This is a genomic window from Klebsiella sp. NPDC088457 (assembly GCF_044900465.1).
Lineage (GTDB): Bacteria > Pseudomonadota > Gammaproteobacteria > Enterobacterales > Enterobacteriaceae > Klebsiella.
The window spans coordinates 1-15,839 of sequence record NZ_JBJDNH010000042.1; the positions used below are offsets into that span (position 1 = coordinate 1).

Sequence of the window (15,839 nt, forward strand, 5' to 3'; positions counted from 1 at the left end):
AAACGCATCGCCGATTTCCGGCAGGCTGTGGTTGGTCAGCTCTTTCGCCAGCGCCATTGCCATCTGGCGAGGACGCGCCACCGAACGGGAGCGGCGTTTAGACAACAGATCCGCTACCTTAATTTTGTAATACTCTGCCACCGTCTTCTGAATATTGTCGATGGTGACCAGTTTTTCCTGCAAAGCCAGCAGATCGCGCAGCGCTTCGCGCACGAAATCGATGGTGATCGCCCTGCCGGTAAAGTTGGCATTGGCGATAACGCGGTTCAGCGCCCCTTCCAGCTCACGGACGTTGGAGCGTAGACGCTTGGCAATAAAGAACGCCACTTCGCCCGGCAGACGAATGTCGTTTTCGTCGGCTTTTTTCATCAGGATCGCCACGCGGGTTTCCAGCTCGGGCGGCTCGATCGCCACCGTCAGGCCCCAACCGAAGCGCGATTTCAGACGATCCTCAACGCCGTTGATCTCTTTCGGATAGCGATCCGAGGTGAGAATGATCTGCTGATTACCTTCCAGCAGGGCGTTAAAGGTGTGGAAAAACTCTTCCTGAGAGCGCTCTTTATTGGCAAAGAATTGAATATCATCGATCAGCAGAGCGTCGACGGAGCGGTAATAGCGTTTAAACTCCTCGATAGCGTTGTTCTGCAAGGCTTTCACCATGTCCTGAACAAAACGCTCGGAGTGCATATAGACCACTTTGGCATTCGGCTTGCGCGCCACAATGCCGTTACCGACCGCGTGCAGAAGGTGGGTTTTACCCAGACCGGTGCCGCCATAAAGGAACAAGGGGTTATACGCGCCACCCGGGTTGTCCGCGACCTGCCGCGCTGCCGCGCGGGCCAGCTGGTTGGATTTACCCTCGACGAAGTTATCGAAGGTGTGCTTAACGTTGACGTTGGAGCGGTAGGTCGGTTCCGCCGGGGCCGGGACGTTATCCCAGCCGGGACGCACGGGCGTTGGCGCAACGCGCGCCGTCTGAACCTGCGCCGCCGGTACGGCTGCCGCGACATTATTTACCGCGCCTCTTTGCGCCTGCACCGCCGGCCGGGAGCCGACTTCAAAACGCAGCTGTGGGGCATCAGCACCGCAAAAATCATTGAGGAGTCCATTGATATTATTGAGGTATTTATCCCTTACCCAATCGAGCACAAAACGGTTTGGCGCATACAGTGCCAACGTGTTATCGCTCAATTCCGCCTGCAACGGGCGTATCCACATACTGAATTCTGTGGCTGGTAACTCATCCTGCAATCGGGCAAGACACTGCTGCCAAAGCGAAAGTGACACGGCGGACTCCACTCGAACATAAAATCGATATAAAGAAAAAAAGAAACAATCGTGATTGTTGGCACACGTCGACAAGACCCTGCATTGGCCGAAAAGCCCCTGCACAAAAGGGGTGACGTGCGAACCGCTATCTGCGGTATTTATCCGATGCGGATCGGTGGATCGCGATCAGGACCGGGGATCATAGCCTAAACTGAGAAAGATATCTTGTGTTTCTCAACAGATTCTTCCCGATTTATCCACAGGAAGGATCGAAACCGGGTAAGTGTAATCGATCCTGAGAAGAGTGAGGCACGATTTCGCCCACATATTGGAAAATTTAATGAGCTCTGTCGGTTTAGGGCCTAAACGATCTAACAAAGATCCTTTGCGATCCTTGCGCTTTACCTGTCAGACCGTATAATCCTCCACCCGGCGCGTAAAGCCCGTTTTCCGCCACCGGTCGCCGGTCGTTTTTTGTGCGACAAGGTGTGAGAAATAAGGAAAGAGAATTGACTCCGGAGTGTACAATTATTACAATCCGGCCTCTTTAATCACCCTCGCTGCAGCGTGAGTCGTTCGAAGTTCGTTCGGGTATACGCAAAAGTCAGTGAAATTATTCAAGTTTAGGTAGAAACCGCCATGAAACGCACTTTTCAACCGTCTGTACTGAAGCGCAACCGTTCTCACGGCTTCCGTGCACGTATGGCTACTAAAAATGGTCGTCAGGTTCTGGCACGTCGTCGTGCTAAAAGCCGTGCTCGTCTGACCGTTTCCAAGTAATAAAGCTAACCCTGCGTGGTTAAGCTAGCATTTCCCAGGGAGTTACGTTTGTTAACTCCCAGTCATTTCACTTTCGTCTTCCAGCAGCCACAACGGGCTGGCACGCCGCAAATCACCATCCTCGGCCGCCTGAATTCGCTGGGGCATCCCCGCATCGGTCTTACCGTCGCCAAGAAAAACGTTAAACGCGCGCATGAACGCAATCGGATTAAACGTCTGACACGTGAAAGCTTCCGTTTGCGTCAACATGAACTCCCGCCAATGGATTTCGTGGTGGTGGCAAAGAAAGGGGTTGCTGACCTCGATAACCGTGCTCTCTCGGAAGCGTTGGAAAAATTATGGCGCCGCCATTGTCGCCTGGCTCCCGGGTCCTGATAGGCCTTATCAAGGTCTATCAGCGCCTGATTAGTCCGCTACTCGGGCCGCATTGTCGTTTCACGCCAACCTGTTCAAGCTACGGAATTGAGGCATTGCGCAGGTTTGGAATGATAAAAGGCAGTTGGTTGACAGTGAAACGCGTATTAAAATGCCACCCTTTACACCCTGGTGGTGACGATCCCGTCCCGCCTGGACCATTTGATACCAGAGAACACTAACGATGGATTCGCAACGCAATCTTCTTATCATCGCTTTGTTGTTCGTGTCTTTCATGATCTGGCAAGCCTGGGAGCAGGATAACAATCCTCAGGCTCAGCAGCAGACCACGCAGACAACGACCACCGCAGCGGGTAGCGCCGCCGACCAGGGCGTACCGGCCAGTGGCCAGGGGAAACTGATTACGGTAAAAACCGATGTGCTTGAGCTGACCATCAACACCCGCGGTGGTGATGTGGAGCAAGCGCAGCTTCCGGCTTATCCAAAAGCGCTGAAGTCTACCGAACCGTTCCAGTTACTGGAAACCACGCCACAGTTTATCTATCAGGCTCAAAGCGGCTTAACCGGTCGTGATGGCCCGGATAACCCGGCTAATGGAGCCCGCCCGCTGTATAACGTCGATAAAGATGCGTTTGTCCTGGCGGAAGGCCAGAACGAAATCGTCATTCCGCTGACCTATACCGATAAAGCAGGCAACGTCTTCACCAAAACCTTCACCCTGAAACGCGGTGATTATGCGGTGAACGTCGGCTATAACGTGCAGAACGTTGGCGAAAAACCGCTGGAGATTTCTACCTTCGGTCAGCTGAAACAGACTGCCAACCTGCCAACCAGCCGCGATACGCAAACCGGTGGCCTGTCTACGATGCACACTTTCCGTGGCGCCGCGTACTCCACCGCTGAGTCGAAATACGAAAAATACAAATTCGACACGATCGCCGACAACGAGAACCTGAACGTCAGCACCAAAGACGGTTGGGTTGCCATGCTGCAGCAATACTTCACCACCGCATGGGTGCCGCGTAACGCCGGATCGAACAACTTCTACACCGCCAACCTCGGCAACGGTATTGTGGCTATCGGCTACAAATCGCAGCCGGTTCTGGTGCAGCCGGGTCAAACCGATAAGCTGGAAAGCGTCCTGTGGGTCGGCCCGGCAATTCAGGACAAAATGGCCGCCGTTGCGCCGCACCTGGATCTGACCGTCGACTACGGCTGGCTGTGGTTCATCTCTCAGCCGCTGTTTAAACTGCTGAAGTGGATCCATAGCTTCCTCGGTAACTGGGGCTTCTCGATTATCGTTATCACCTTTATCGTTCGTGGCATCATGTACCCGCTAACCAAAGCGCAGTACACCTCCATGGCGAAGATGCGTATGCTGCAGCCGAAGATTCAGGCTATGCGTGAGCGTCTGGGCGACGATAAACAACGCCAAAGCCAGGAAATGATGGCGCTGTATAAAGCTGAGAAGGTCAACCCGCTGGGCGGCTGCTTCCCGCTGATTATTCAGATGCCGATCTTCCTTGCGCTGTACTACATGCTGAGCGCCTCGGTTGAACTGCGTCATGCGCCGTTTATCCTGTGGATTCACGACCTGTCAGCACAGGACCCGTACTACATTCTGCCGATCATCATGGGCGCGACGATGTTCTTCATTCAGAAGATGTCGCCGACGACCGTTACCGACCCGATGCAGCAGAAGATCATGACCTTTATGCCGGTCATCTTTACGGTGTTCTTCCTGTGGTTCCCGTCTGGTCTGGTGGTTTACTATATCGTCAGCAACCTGGTAACCATTATTCAGCAGCAGCTGATTTACCGTGGTCTGGAGAAGCGTGGCCTGCATAGCCGCGAGAAGAAAAAGACCTGATACGCTGTCTAAGCCGCAGTAGAATCAATGCCAGAGAAGGCGGTCAATAGACCGCCTTTTTTATATTTCCCTGGAGAGTCATCATGAGCCATAACGACACTATCGTCGCCCAGGCAACCCCACCGGGACGCGGTGGTGTGGGCATCCTGCGTATCTCCGGCCGGCAAACGCGCGAGGTCGCACAGGCGGTGCTCGGCAAGCTGCCAAAACCGCGCTACGCCGATTATCTGCCCTTTAAAGATGCCGACGGTACGCCGCTGGATCAGGGTATCGCGCTGTGGTTCCCCGGCCCGAACTCCTTTACCGGTGAAGATGTCCTGGAGCTGCAGGGCCACGGCGGTCCGGTGATTCTGGATCTGCTGCTCAAACGCATTTTGACGCTGCCGGGCGTGCGTATCGCCAGACCCGGTGAGTTCTCTGAACGCGCCTTTCTTAACGATAAGCTCGATCTGGCCCAGGCCGAAGCGATTGCCGACCTGATCGACGCCAGCTCCGAACAGGCCGCACGCTCGGCGCTGAACTCGCTGCAGGGCGCTTTTTCTGCCCGGGTGAACCATCTGGTGGAAGCGCTGACCCATCTACGTATCTATGTCGAAGCCGCTATCGATTTCCCGGATGAGGAAATAGACTTCCTCTCCGACGGTAAAATCGAAGCTCAGCTCAATGGCGTAATTACCGATCTTGATGCCGTTCGCGCCGAAGCCCGTCAGGGCAGCCTGCTGCGTGAAGGGATGAAAGTGGTTATCGCCGGTCGCCCGAACGCCGGGAAATCGAGCCTGCTGAACGCGCTGGCCGGGCGCGAAGCCGCGATCGTGACCGATATTGCCGGAACCACCCGCGACGTGCTGCGCGAGCATATCCATATCGACGGTATGCCGCTGCATATCATCGATACCGCCGGTCTGCGCGATGCTAACGACGAGGTTGAGCGCATTGGCATTGAACGCGCCTGGCAGGAGATCGCGCAGGCCGACCGGGTACTGTTCATGGTGGACGGCACGACCACCCGCGCCGTCGATCCGGCGGAAATCTGGCCGGACTTTATCGAGCGTTTACCGGCGAAACTGCCGATTACCGTAGTACGTAACAAAGCCGACGTCACCGGCGAAACGCTGGGCCTCAGTGAAGTGAATGGCCACTCACTGATTCGTCTGTCGGCGCGTACCGGTGAGGGTGTCGATGTCCTGCGCAACCATCTCAAGCAGAGCATGGGCTTCGAGACCAACATGGAAGGCGGTTTCCTCGCCCGTCGTCGCCACCTGCAGGCGCTGTCAGAGGCCGCCAGTCATCTGCAGCAGGGCAAAGCGCAGCTGCTTGGCGCCTGGGCCGGCGAGCTGCTGGCGGAAGAGCTGCGGCTCGCGCAACAGGCGCTGAGCGAAATCACCGGCGAGTTTACCTCTGATGACCTGCTCGGGCGCATTTTCTCCAGCTTCTGTATCGGTAAATAATCCCTATCGACACGATAGTGGTGAGTATTAACTAACCCGCATTAACACGCTGTTAATGCGGGTTTTTTAGTTTCTGCAACAGATGTTTTTCTCTCACCGTGTCACGCTACCGACGACGCGCCGTTGCATCCGCGAACGCAGCATCATTAAATGGCGTTAACTCCTTGTTACCGGATACCGCCATGAGCCCCGATTACACCGTGATTGATTCCGTTCCGTCAGCTGATGATTTTTGCCGTTTACGCCTTATCGCCGGCATGTCGCCGCGCCCGCTGGAGGGCGTGAAAGCAGGGCTGCCGAGAAGCTGCTATGGCGTGCATATCCTCTGGCAAGGCGTTCCCGTGGGCATGGGACGTATCGTTGGCGATGGCGCGGTGAATTTCGACATCGTCGACGTAGCGGTCGATCCTGCGCACCAGGGGAAAGGGCTGGGAAGAGTCATCATGGAAAAGATCGTCAGCTGGCTGGACGCTAACGCCTGCCAGGGCGCCTATGTCACGCTGATCGCCGACGTCCCCGAGCTGTACGCGAAGTTTGGTTTTACCCCGGTGCGCCCGGCCAGCGAAGGAATGGCCAGAGTCTGGTCGTAGGGCAAGCGGCTGTAAACCCGCGGAGTGTTTTTCCTTTCAGGAAATCATTATTGTCCAAATGGCAACTCGTGCTGCCGCGCAATAGCCATTACTCTGTACGCCTCTATTCTCGCGGGGGTCTTATGGCACGCTTTCTTATCTGCAGTTTTGCGCTGGTTTTACTCTATCCATCCGGCATCGATATGTATCTGGTGGGTCTGCCGCGGATTGCGCAGGAGCTCGGCGCCAGCGAAGCGCAGCTGCATATTGCGTTCTCGGTTTACCTTGCGGGCATGGCCGCCGCAATGCTGTTTGCCGGCAGAATTGCCGACAGGTCCGGGCGTAAACCGGTGGCCATTTTCGGTGCGACGACATTTATTCTGGCTTCGCTGCTCTGCGCCCACGCGCAGAGCAGCGATCTCTTCCTGGTCGGGCGTTTTATCCAGGGCATCGGCGCGGGGAGCTGCTACGTCGTCGCTTTCGCCGTGCTGCGCGATACCCTCGACGATCGCCGGCGCGCCAGGGTGCTGTCGCTGTTGAACGGCATCACCTGCATTATCCCGGTCCTCGCTCCCGTTCTGGGTCACCTGATTATGCTGAAATACCCGTGGCAGAGCCTGTTCTACACCATGACCGGCATGGGGGTGATGGTCGGCCTGCTCTCGGTCTTTATGCTGCGGGAAACGCGGCCGGCAGCCCCTTCGCATACTCCCGCCGGGCAGAAAAATGCCACGGAATCACTGCTGAACCGCTTTTTCCTCAGCCGCATCGTCATTACCACCCTCAGCGTGACGGCGATTCTGACCTACGTTAACGTCTCCCCGGTATTGATGATGGAAGAGATGGGGTTCGATCGCGGACAATACTCGATGGCGATGGCCTTAATGGCGCTGGTCAGCATGACGGTGTCGTTTTCAACGCCCTTTGCGCTCACCCTGTTTAAACCGCGTACGTTGATGCTGACGTCACAGGTCATGTTCTTTACGGCCGGGACTTTGCTCAGCCTTGCCACCAGCCAGACGGTCACCCTGCTGGGTCTGGCGCTAATTTGCGCCGGCTTCTCAGTGGGCTTCGGCGTCGCGATGAGCCAGGCCCTGGGGCCCTTTACCCTGCGGGCGGGGGTTGCCAGCTCGGTACTGGGCATTGCTCAGGTTTGCGGCTCTTCGCTGTGGATTTGGCTGGCCGCCATCATCGGGTTAAGTGCGATGAATATGCTGATCGGGATTCTCATTGGCTGTAGCATAGTGAGCATTGTTCTGATTCTGGCCGCTTCCTCTGTCCGGGCTGCGCAACATAATGAAGAAATCCCTGTCGAGTCTCGATCTTAATTTATTACTCTGTCTGCAGCTTCTGACCCAGGAGCTCAGCGTCACCCGCACGGCGAAACGTATGAACGTTTCGCCGTCGGCGGTGAGTAAATCATTAGCTAAACTACGCGCCTGGTTTGACGATCCGCTATTCGTTAAAACGCCGCTCGGTCTGTCGCCGACGCCATTGATGACCCGCATGGAGCAGGATCTGACGGACTGGATGCAGATGGGCAACCAGATCCTCGATAAACCCCACCACATCATGCCGAGCGGTCTGAAGTTCGAACTGGCGGCGGAAACGCCGCTGCTGATGATCCTGTTCAATTCCCTGTCGCAGCAAATCTACCAGCGCTATCCCCAGGCGCTGATCCGCCTGCGCAACTGGGATTACGACTCGCTGGACGCCATTATTCGCGGTGAGGTTGATATCGGCTTTTGCGGACGGGAAACGCATCCGCGTTCGCGGGAACAGCTGAGCCAGCTGCCGTGGTATATCGATTTTGAAGTCCTGTTTACCGATCTGCCTCAGGTATGGCTGCGGGCGGATCACCCGGCGCTCGATGAGGAGTGGAATCTGGCGACTTTTTTACGCTACCCGCATATCAATATCAGCTGGGAACAAAGCGATACCTGGGCGCTGGATGATGTTCTGCACGAACAGGGACACAAGCGCACCGTCGCGTTAACCCTACCGGGGTTCGAACAATCGCTGTTTATGGCCGCCCAGCCGAATCACACTATGCTGGCCACCGCGCCGCGCTATTGCCATCACTATAACCAGCAGCACCATTTACCGCTGGTTTCACGCCCGCTACCGCTGGAGCCGCTACTGCTGGAAAAAACGCGGGTGCCCTTCACCTTGCTGTGGCACAAACGCAATAGCGACAACCCCAAGCTGGTCTGGCTCAGAGAAACCCTCAAGCGGCTCTACAGGGACCCGCTCTAACGCGCTTTTCCTCATCAGCGTCTGCCAATCGCGCAATAATTTGTAAAATTCGCGCAAATACCCTTTTCAAGGGGTGATTTCCGCATTAAAACCTATCAATACCAGGTGATAATAGCCGCCTCTATTTTATCTCAGACCATTAATCACGGAGCGACGAATGGCAACGCATTTTGCAAGAGGGATACTCAACACCCGGGAGCCGCTATCGACACGCCTGTCGGCGGCCTGTCATCAAGCCGCACAGCGCCTGCCAGAGTACCAGCAGGCCCGCTATCGCGCATCACGTTCACTGCTCGCCGAACTGGTGTTCATGCTGTATGGCATTAGCGAGCTTCCCGAAATCATCAGCGATGACCACGGCAGGCCGGTCTTTCGCGACCCCCATCTCCCCCGATTTTCTATTTCCTATGCCGGAAACATTGTCGGCGTCACGTTGACGACGGAAGGCGATTGCGGACTGGATATGGAACTTCAGCACGCCTCGCACGGCATTCATCCTCTGCACGATGCCAACCGCTATGTTTTCAACAGCAATGAGAATTTATGGATTAACATCCAGCACGATCCGGACGAAGCGCGCGCCCAGCTGGTGGCGCTGCGTCGCAGCGTGCTGAAGCTGACCGGCGAATCTTCCGTACGCCTGCAGCTGTTGCCCGGCGCGGGCCGGCTGCGAACCACCAACATACAGCCTGTTGAAGCCCTCTGCGACGCCGAAACGGTGCTGGTGTGGTCCATCGCCGCGACGCCCGCTATCGGCCAGCTTAAAGTCTGGGAATACACCCATCAGGACGGCTGGCGTAGTCTGCCGGACGCACAGCGGCGCGCGAAAGAAGCCTCTGCCCGTCTGATACGTTTTACCAGTCTGCCTGCAGAAAAAGCCTTCTCCCTCAACTGACCGGTCAGTCCGGCCATCATGATGCAAAGGAGCAATCATGTCTGATACGTTGAAAGTTGTTACGTTACTCGGAAGTCTGCGCAAGGGGTCTTTTAATGGCATGGTCGCACGTACCCTGCCAGGTATCGCGCCGGCGGGCATGGAAATCTCCGCACTGCCGTCGATTGGCGACATTCCGTTGTATGACGCGGATGTTCAGCAGGAAGAAGGTTTCCCGCAAGGCGTGCAGGATATTGCACAACAGATTCGCGAAGCGGACGGCGTCGTCATCGTGACGCCCGAATATAACTATTCCGTGCCTGGCGGCCTGAAAAACGCGATTGACTGGCTGTCGCGCCTGCCTGAACAACCGCTGGCCGGGAAACCGGTACTGATTCAAACCAGCTCGATGGGCGCTATCGGCGGCGCACGCTGCCAGTATCACCTGCGACAGATACTGGTGTTCCTTGATGCGATGGTGATGAACAAACCTGAGTTTATGGGCGGCGTAATTCAGAACAAAGTCGATCCGCAGTCGGGTGAAGTGGTCGATCAGAGCACCCTCGACCATCTGCGCGGCCAGCTAACCGCATTTGGCGAGTATATTCAACGCGTCCGTTAAATATAAAAAAAGCCCGGCAGCGCTGCCGGGCTTTTTCATTATGATGCGCGAGCGTTAATGTGCGTCAATAAACACGATTTTCAGCACGAACAGCAGCGAGACGATAATTACGCACGGGCTAAGGTCGCGCAGGCGGCCGGTACCGATCTTCATCACGCAGTAAGAGATAAAGCCTAACGCAATCCCTTCGGTAATCGAGAAGCTAAACGGCATCATCACCGCGGTAATAAACGCCGGCACCGCTTCCGTCAGATCGTCCCACTTCACGCGCGACAGGCTCGATGTCATCAGCACGCCCACGTAGATCAGCGCACCTGCTGCGGCATACGCCGGTACCATACCCGCCAGCGGCGACAGGAAAATCACCAGCAGGAACAGAATACCAACGACTACCGCCGTCAGGCCGGTACGCCCGCCCACCGAGACGCCGGAGGAGGATTCGATATAAGCGGTGACGGAAGAGGTACCGATAAAGGAACCAGCCACCGATGAGATGCTGTCGACAAACAGCGCCTGCTTCATCCGTGGGAATTTACCCTTCTCATCGGCAAGGCCGGCTTTATCGGTCACGCCAATCAGGGTGCCGGAAGAGTCGAACAGGTTCACCAGCATAAAGGAGAAGATAACCCCCGCCAGACCGAGATTAAACGAGCCAGCCAAATCAACGTGGCCAATAACCGAAGTAATGCTCGGCGGCGCGGAAACAATCCCGGCGTAGTGAACATCACCCAGTATCCAGCCCAGCAGTGTCGTCACCACGATAGAAACCAGCACCGCCGCATGAATGTTACGGGAGGCCAGAATAGCAATAATAAAGAAGCCGAGGATCCCCAGCAGGACGCTGTGAGAGGTCAGATTGCCGATACTCACCAGGGTGTCCTGATTCGCGACAATCACGCCGGCATTTTTCAGCCCCATCATACCGATGAACAGACCGATACCGCTGGTGATCCCCACGCGCAGGCTGAGCGGAATATTGGCGATCATCCAGTAACGCACGCGGAAAATGGTCAGCAGCAGCAGGCCAACGGCGCCCCAGAAAATGGCGCCCATCCCCACCTGCCACGACAGGCCCATCGCCTGGACGACGACAAAAGCGAAGAAAGCATTCAGGCCCATTGCCGGCGCCAGCGCGACCGGCAGGTTTGCGAACAGCCCCATCAGAATACTACCGAAGGCGGCGATCAGACAGGTCGTCACAAACACAGCGCTGGTATCCATACCCGCCACGCCAAGTATTTGTGGGTTAACGAAAACAATGTAGACCATCGTCAGAAAGGTGGTGAAACCTGCGATCGCTTCGGTGCGTGCCGTCGTGCCGTGTTCACGGAGTTTGAACACGCGCTCCAGCAGACCCTGGCCAGAAGACTGGCTGGTTTGTTGTTGACTCATTATCGGTTTCCGAACAAAGGAGGGAAATTTCGCCGCTATCCTATACCAAAATGCGACACCAGGTGCAGTTGTATGGTAATTTTTTTCATTGAATTTGCTTATACGGCAACGATTGCGTCCCGGCAATATACATGACGAAAACGTTAAACTGATTAAAATGGAAACGGCATGTCCCAAATAGAAGCTCTATTTTTCGACTGTGACGGCACGCTGGTCGACAGCGAAGTGATCTGTTCCCGCGCCTATGTTCACATGTTCAAAGCGTTCGGTATTACCCTGGATTTAGAAGAGATATTTAAGCGTTTCAAAGGGGTAAAGCTCTACGAAATCATCGACACCATCAATGAAGAGTACGGCGTCGACCTGCAAAAACCTGAGCTCGAACCGCTCTACCGTGCCGAAGTCGCGCGCCTGTTTGATTCAGAACTGGAAGCGATCGCCGGTGCCGAAACGCTGCTGGATGCGGTAACCGTGCCGATGTGCGTGGTTTCGAACGGCCCGGTGAGCAAAATGCAGCACTCGCTCGGTCGAACCGGCATGTTGCGCCATTTTCCCGACCGACTGTACAGCGGTTACGATATCCAACGCTGGAAGCCCGATCCGGCGCTGATGTTCCATGCGGCGAAAGCGATGGACGTTAACGTCGGAAACTGCATTCTGGTGGATGATTCCAGCGCGGGCGCGCAGTCAGGAATCGATGCCGGGATGGAGGTTTTCTACTTCTGCGCCGATCCGCATAACAAACCGATCGTTCATCCGAAAGTGACGACGTTTACCGATTTAGCGCAGCTGCCGGCGCTGTGGAAAGCGCGCGGCTGGAACATCACGCGATAATTGCCGGAGCCCCGGATGGCAGCGATCCGCGCCTTGTCCGGGCGACCCGCGCCTCCGTAGCCCCGGTAAGCGTAGCGCAACCGGGGAGCCGTGGTGATTACTCTTTCGGGTCTTTACCCGCCAGCAGCTTATCCAGCTCGTCGCCGCCCACGTGGCGAAAATCCTGTCCCTTCACAAAGTAGAAGATGTATTCGCAGATGTTCTGGCAACGGTCGCCGATCCGCTCAATAGACCGGGCGCAGAACAGGGCGGTCAGCACGCTGGGAATGGTGCGTGAATCTTCCATCATATAGGTCATCAGCTGACGTACGATGCCCTCATATTCCTGATCGACTTTCTTATCTTCGCGATAGATACGCACCGCTTCGTCCAGATCCATGCGGGCGAACGCGTCCAGTACGTCATGCAGCATCTGCACGGTATGACGCCCCAGCGATTCCAGGCTGACCAGCAGCGGCTGATGCTGCTGGGAAAATTTCTCCAGCGCGGTACGGCAAATTTTATCCGCGACGTCGCCAATACGTTCCAGTTCCGCGATGGTTTTGATAATCGCCATCACTAAACGCAGGTCGCTGGCGGTAGGCTGACGCTTGGCAATAATGCGTACACAGGCTTCATCAATGGCAACTTCCATCATGTTGACCTGCTTATCACCCTCGATCACGCGTTTTGCCAGATCGCTGTCCTGATTGTGCATCGCGGTGATGGCATCAGAAAGCTGCTGTTCCACCAGCCCACCCATGGTCAACACCTGGGTGCGGATATACTCCAGTTCTGCATTGAACTGGCCGGAAATGTGTTTATTAAGATTTAGGTTGTCCATGGTGTCTCCTGAATGCCCAACTGGTTAGAGCCTGTGAAAGCAGAAGGGCAATCAACCGTAGCGGCCAGTAATATAATCTTCAGTTTGCTTCTTCGCGGGCTTGGTAAACAGATCGTCCGTGTTACTGAATTCAATCAGCTCGCCAAGGTACATAAATGCCGTATGGTCTGAACAACGCGCAGCCTGCTGCATGTTGTGGGTAACAATAACGACGGTGTAATCCTGCTTCAGTTCGGTGATCAGCTCTTCAATACGCCCGGTTGAGATCGGATCCAGCGCGGAACACGGTTCATCCAGTAACAGCACTTCCGGGCGAATCGCGATACCGCGCGCGATGCACAGACGCTGCTGCTGCCCGCCGGAGAGAGAATATCCACTCTGATGCAGTTTATCTTTGGTTTCGTTCCATAATGCGGCTTTGGTCAACGCCCACTGGACGCGCTCATCCATATCGGCGCGCGACAGCTTTTCAAACAGGCGAACGCCGAAGGCGATATTGTCATAAATCGACATCGGGAACGGCGTCGGCTTCTGGAAGACCATGCCGACTTTCGCCCGCAGCAGGGCGATATCCTGGGTGTTGGTCAGAATGTTGTCGCCATCCAGCAGAATTTCGCCTTCCGCACGCTGCTCCGGGTACAGTTCAAACATTTTGTTAAACGTACGCAGCAGGGTCGATTTACCGCAACCTGACGGGCCGATAAACGCTGTAACCTGGTTTTTGGTGATATCCAGGTTGATGTTTTTCAGGGCATGGAATTTTCCGTAGTAGAAGTTCAGGTTACGAACTGAAAGTTTACCCGGGGTCGCATTCGCCATACTCATCAATCTCTTCCTCATTCGGCGCCGCATTTCGCCGCGCCGCAAAAATTAACCGTGTTTATTCTTCGCGAAAACCACGCGCGCCAGAATGTTCAGCAGCAATACGCACAGGGTGATAAGCAATACCCCGGCCCATGCCAGTTGCTGCCACTCCGCGAACGGACTCATGGCAAATTTGAAAATGGTCACCGGCAGGTTGGCGATCGGCTGCATCATATCGGTGCTCCAGAACTGGTTGGAGAGCGCGGTGAACAGCAGCGGCGCCGTTTCCCCGGCGATACGGGCGATGGCCAGCAGAATCCCCGTCATGATCCCGGAAACCGAGGCCTTCAGGGTGATCGCGGAAATCATCTTCCACTTCGGCGTCCCCAGCGCATAGGCCGCTTCACGCAGGCTGTCCGGCACCAGTTTCAGCATATTTTCCGTGGTGCGAATGACGATCGGGACCTGCAGCAGCGCCAGCGCGATGACCCCAGCCCAGCCGGAAAAGTGCTGCATCTGCGCCACCACAATGGTGTAGACGAACAGACCCACCACGATGGACGGAGCGGAAAGCAGGATATCGTTAATAAAACGAATCACTTCCGCCAGCCAGGACTTACGCCCATATTCCGCCAGATAGATCCCCGCCATAATGCCCAGCGGCGTACCGAAAATCGTGGACCACAGGATCAACAGGCCGCTGCCGGCCAGAGCATTCGCCAGACCACCGCCTGCGGTGTTCGGCGGCGGCGTCATTTCAGTGAACAACGCCAGCGACATCCCATCGAAGCCGCGCGTAATCGTGGCCATCAGGATCCATACCAGCCAGAACAGACCAAACACCATCGTCGCCATGGAAAGCGTCAGGGCGATACGGTTCTTCAGCCGACGTTTGGCCTGCATTTTACGGCGGGATTCCGCCAGCTCAGCGGTGGTTTGCAATTCGAGCGTTGCCATCAGCGAGCCCCCTCATTCTTAGCGAGGCGCATAATCATGAATTTAGACGCCGCCAGAACAATAAAGGTGATAACGAACAGAATCAGCCCCAGTTCCATCAGCGCCGCCACGTGCAGGCCGGTTTCCGCTTCGGCAAACTCATTGGCCAGCGCAGAGGTGATACTGTTGCCCGGCATATACAGCGAGGCGCTATCCAGCTGGTAGGTGTTACCGATAATAAAGGTCACCGCCATGGTTTCCCCCAGCGCGCGCCCCAGACCCAGCATCACGCCGCCGATCACCCCATTCTTGGTAAACGGCAGCACGATACGCCAGATAACTTCCCAGGTCGTACAGCCGATGCCGTAGGCCGACTCTTTCATCATCACCGGCGTCTGCTCGAAGACATCGCGCATTACCGCAGCGATATACGGGATAATCATGATGGCCAGAATGACGCCTGCCGCCAGAATACCGATCCCAAACGCCGGGCCGGCAAACAGCGCCCCCACAAACGGAATCGTCGACAGGACGTTGCCCACCGGCTCCTGGAAGTAGGTGGCGAACAGCGGGGCAAAGATAAACAGGCCCCACATGCCGTACACGATACTGGGGATAGCCGCCAGCAGCTCAATCGCGATGCCAAGCGGGCGTTTCAGCCAGCCCGGCGAGAGTTCCGTCAGGAATAACGCGATGCCGAAGCTCACCGGAACGGCGATCAGCAGCGCGATAAACGAGGTGACCAGCGTCCCGTAGATGGGCACCAGCGCACCGAAGATTTCGTTGGGCGCATCCCACTCTTTAGTCCACAAAAAGGAAAAACCAAACTTCTGAATGCTTGGCCATGAAGAGATGATGAGGGAAACGATGATGCCGCCCAGCATCAATAGCACAATCAGCGCCGCCAGCTTAACCAGCACGCCGAAAATGATGTCACCCTTTTTCCCCGGAGGGTTAAATGCCGGCTTGGTTGCAGCCATAGGTTAC

At 55.9% G+C, this 15,839-nt stretch carries 17 protein-coding genes; 11 read left to right on the forward strand and 6 right to left on the reverse strand.

Annotation, left to right across the window (positions count from 1 at the left end; translation table 11 throughout):
• Positions 1-1,287 (reverse strand): chromosomal replication initiator protein DnaA (dnaA, locus tag ACI2JR_RS22055; protein WP_462479479.1); only part of this gene is annotated, 1,287 nt, incomplete at its 3' end.
• A 621-nt stretch (positions 1,288-1,908) separates the two neighbouring features.
• Between dnaA and rpmH the strand changes: the two genes are divergently transcribed.
• From rpmH to ACI2JR_RS22105, 10 genes are all read left to right on the forward strand, one after another.
• The gene (rpmH, locus tag ACI2JR_RS22060; RefSeq protein ID WP_004871828.1) at positions 1,909-2,049 is read left to right on the forward strand and encodes a 50S ribosomal protein L34; all 141 of its coding nucleotides are present in this window, start codon (positions 1,909-1,911) and stop codon (positions 2,047-2,049) included.
• A gap of 15 nt (positions 2,050-2,064) precedes the next feature.
• Positions 2,065-2,424: a ribonuclease P protein component gene (gene rnpA, locus ACI2JR_RS22065; protein WP_049264554.1), complete on the forward strand. Its 360-nt coding sequence runs from the start codon at positions 2,065-2,067 to the stop codon at positions 2,422-2,424.
• Positions 2,388-2,645, forward strand: coding sequence for a membrane protein insertion efficiency factor YidD (gene yidD, locus ACI2JR_RS22070; protein ID WP_462479480.1), 258 nt, complete (start codon positions 2,388-2,390; stop codon positions 2,643-2,645). The genes rnpA and yidD overlap by 37 nt, the downstream gene beginning before the upstream one ends.
• A 2-nt stretch (positions 2,646-2,647) precedes the next feature.
• On the forward strand, positions 2,648-4,294 hold the full coding sequence (gene yidC / locus ACI2JR_RS22075; RefSeq protein ID WP_132729113.1) for a membrane protein insertase YidC: 1,647 nt from the start codon (positions 2,648-2,650) through the stop codon (positions 4,292-4,294).
• A gap of 83 nt (positions 4,295-4,377) precedes the next feature.
• Positions 4,378-5,742 carry a tRNA uridine-5-carboxymethylaminomethyl(34) synthesis GTPase MnmE gene (mnmE, locus tag ACI2JR_RS22080; RefSeq protein ID WP_462479481.1) on the forward strand — a complete coding sequence of 455 codons (1,365 nt, stop codon included), beginning with the start codon at positions 4,378-4,380 and terminating at the stop codon, positions 5,740-5,742.
• A 182-nt stretch (positions 5,743-5,924) separates the two neighbouring features.
• Positions 5,925-6,332: a GNAT family N-acetyltransferase gene (locus ACI2JR_RS22085; protein ID WP_462479482.1), complete on the forward strand. Its 408-nt coding sequence runs from the start codon at positions 5,925-5,927 to the stop codon at positions 6,330-6,332.
• Between the two features lie 122 nt (positions 6,333-6,454).
• Positions 6,455-7,639 carry an MFS transporter gene (locus ACI2JR_RS22090; RefSeq protein ID WP_132729108.1) on the forward strand — a complete coding sequence of 395 codons (1,185 nt, stop codon included), beginning with the start codon at positions 6,455-6,457 and terminating at the stop codon, positions 7,637-7,639.
• Entirely contained in the window at positions 7,608-8,567 is a 960-nt protein-coding gene (gene yidZ, locus ACI2JR_RS22095; RefSeq protein WP_132729107.1) for an HTH-type transcriptional regulator YidZ, read from the forward strand. Before ACI2JR_RS22090 ends, yidZ begins: the two co-directional genes overlap by 32 nt.
• 310 nt (positions 8,568-8,877) lie before the next feature.
• Positions 8,878-9,462: a 4'-phosphopantetheinyl transferase family protein gene (locus ACI2JR_RS22100; protein ID WP_462479490.1), complete on the forward strand. Its 585-nt coding sequence runs from the start codon at positions 8,878-8,880 to the stop codon at positions 9,460-9,462.
• 37 nt (positions 9,463-9,499) lie between these two features.
• On the forward strand, positions 9,500-10,063 hold the full coding sequence (locus ACI2JR_RS22105) for an NADPH-dependent FMN reductase (protein ID WP_132729104.1): 564 nt from the start codon (positions 9,500-9,502) through the stop codon (positions 10,061-10,063).
• Between the two features lie 54 nt (positions 10,064-10,117).
• Here ACI2JR_RS22105 and ACI2JR_RS22110 read toward each other — a convergent pair whose 3' ends face one another.
• Positions 10,118-11,455, reverse strand: coding sequence for an NCS2 family permease (locus ACI2JR_RS22110; RefSeq protein ID WP_132729102.1), 1,338 nt, complete (start codon positions 11,453-11,455; stop codon positions 10,118-10,120).
• A gap of 168 nt (positions 11,456-11,623) precedes the next feature.
• Between ACI2JR_RS22110 and yieH the strand changes: the two genes are divergently transcribed.
• The gene (gene yieH / locus ACI2JR_RS22115; RefSeq protein WP_132729101.1) at positions 11,624-12,289 is read left to right on the forward strand and encodes a 6-phosphogluconate phosphatase; all 666 of its coding nucleotides are present in this window, start codon (positions 11,624-11,626) and stop codon (positions 12,287-12,289) included.
• A gap of 97 nt (positions 12,290-12,386) precedes the next feature.
• Here the strand turns inward: yieH and phoU are convergent, their stop codons facing one another.
• The 4 genes from phoU to pstC are packed head-to-tail and all read right to left on the reverse strand — an operon-like array spanning position 12,387 to position 15,832.
• On the reverse strand, positions 12,387-13,112 hold the full coding sequence (gene phoU / locus ACI2JR_RS22120) for a phosphate signaling complex protein PhoU (protein ID WP_132729099.1): 726 nt from the start codon (positions 13,110-13,112) through the stop codon (positions 12,387-12,389).
• A 51-nt stretch (positions 13,113-13,163) separates the two neighbouring features.
• Positions 13,164-13,937, reverse strand: coding sequence for a phosphate ABC transporter ATP-binding protein PstB (gene pstB, locus ACI2JR_RS22125; RefSeq protein ID WP_004869200.1), 774 nt, complete (start codon positions 13,935-13,937; stop codon positions 13,164-13,166).
• A 45-nt stretch (positions 13,938-13,982) separates the two neighbouring features.
• A complete protein-coding gene (gene pstA / locus ACI2JR_RS22130) occupies positions 13,983-14,873 on the reverse strand; it encodes a phosphate ABC transporter permease PstA (protein ID WP_132729097.1) in 891 nt (296 codons plus the stop codon).
• Entirely contained in the window at positions 14,873-15,832 is a 960-nt protein-coding gene (gene pstC / locus ACI2JR_RS22135; RefSeq protein ID WP_132729095.1) for a phosphate ABC transporter permease PstC, read from the reverse strand. The genes pstA and pstC overlap by 1 nt, the downstream gene beginning before the upstream one ends.
• Positions 15,833-15,839 lie beyond the last annotated feature (7 nt).

What these genes read in the sequence shown, in the direction of transcription:
- ACI2JR_RS22090 (WP_132729108.1), top strand. Translation starts at nt 6,455, where the DNA reads ATGGCACGCTTTCTTATCTGCAGTTTTGCGCTGGTTTTACTCTATCCA.
- rpmH (WP_004871828.1), top strand. Translation starts at nt 1,909, where the DNA reads ATGAAACGCACTTTTCAACCGTCTGTACTGAAGCGCAACCGTTCTCAC.
- ACI2JR_RS22100 (WP_462479490.1), top strand. Translation starts at nt 8,878, where the DNA reads ATGCTGTATGGCATTAGCGAGCTTCCCGAAATCATCAGCGATGACCAC.
- pstA (WP_132729097.1), bottom strand. Translation starts at nt 14,873, where the DNA reads ATGGCAACGCTCGAATTGCAAACCACCGCTGAGCTGGCGGAATCCCGC.
- ACI2JR_RS22110 (WP_132729102.1), bottom strand. Translation starts at nt 11,455, where the DNA reads ATGAGTCAACAACAAACCAGCCAGTCTTCTGGCCAGGGTCTGCTGGAG.
- ACI2JR_RS22105 (WP_132729104.1), top strand. Translation starts at nt 9,500, where the DNA reads ATGTCTGATACGTTGAAAGTTGTTACGTTACTCGGAAGTCTGCGCAAG.
- ACI2JR_RS22085 (WP_462479482.1), top strand. Translation starts at nt 5,925, where the DNA reads ATGAGCCCCGATTACACCGTGATTGATTCCGTTCCGTCAGCTGATGAT.
- mnmE (WP_462479481.1), top strand. Translation starts at nt 4,378, where the DNA reads ATGAGCCATAACGACACTATCGTCGCCCAGGCAACCCCACCGGGACGC.
- yidD (WP_462479480.1), top strand. Translation starts at nt 2,388, where the DNA reads ATGGCGCCGCCATTGTCGCCTGGCTCCCGGGTCCTGATAGGCCTTATC.
- yieH (WP_132729101.1), top strand. Translation starts at nt 11,624, where the DNA reads ATGTCCCAAATAGAAGCTCTATTTTTCGACTGTGACGGCACGCTGGTC.
- yidC (WP_132729113.1), top strand. Translation starts at nt 2,648, where the DNA reads ATGGATTCGCAACGCAATCTTCTTATCATCGCTTTGTTGTTCGTGTCT.
- pstC (WP_132729095.1), bottom strand. Translation starts at nt 15,832, where the DNA reads ATGGCTGCAACCAAGCCGGCATTTAACCCTCCGGGGAAAAAGGGTGAC.
- yidZ (WP_132729107.1), top strand. Translation starts at nt 7,608, where the DNA reads ATGAAGAAATCCCTGTCGAGTCTCGATCTTAATTTATTACTCTGTCTG.
- phoU (WP_132729099.1), bottom strand. Translation starts at nt 13,112, where the DNA reads ATGGACAACCTAAATCTTAATAAACACATTTCCGGCCAGTTCAATGCA.
- pstB (WP_004869200.1), bottom strand. Translation starts at nt 13,937, where the DNA reads ATGAGTATGGCGAATGCGACCCCGGGTAAACTTTCAGTTCGTAACCTG.